Below are 384 nucleotides of genomic sequence, written 5' to 3' on the forward strand. Positions count from 1 at the left end.
ACGCGGCCTCAGAGCGCATACCTGACCCGGAACCCCCGCTTCCCCTGCCCGACCAGTCCAGGTCCGCCGCCGTACGGCCGCGGTCCCGGCCCCCTGCACCCTTTTCCTCGCTTTCCTGTTTCCTCGCTTTCCTGCTATTTCACCCCCCACTGCAAGGGAGAACGACATGACACAGAACCCCGGCCGCCGGGGCTTCCTCCTCGGCGGAGCCGTCCTCGGCGCCGGTGCCCTGGTCGCGGCCTGCACGAGCAACGAGCCCGCCGCGCAGGCGAGCGCACCGGCCGCGGCCCCCGCGGCCGGGGGCGCCAACGACGCCCCCGGTGAGAAGGTCGTCATCGGTTTCTCGGCTCCGGCCGCCGACCACGGCTGGATCGCCGCCATCGC

Annotated in this window: 1 pseudogene; it reads left to right on the forward strand. The window is 72.9% G+C overall.

The window, feature by feature from the left end:
- Positions 1–166: 166 nt before the first annotated feature.
- Positions 167–384, forward strand: a pseudogene (locus HCK04_RS40645) (twin-arginine translocation signal domain-containing protein); the annotation flags it as partial.

This window comes from Microbispora sp. CL1-1 (assembly GCF_012034195.1).
In the GTDB taxonomy this organism is placed as follows: domain Bacteria; phylum Actinomycetota; class Actinomycetes; order Streptosporangiales; family Streptosporangiaceae; genus Microbispora.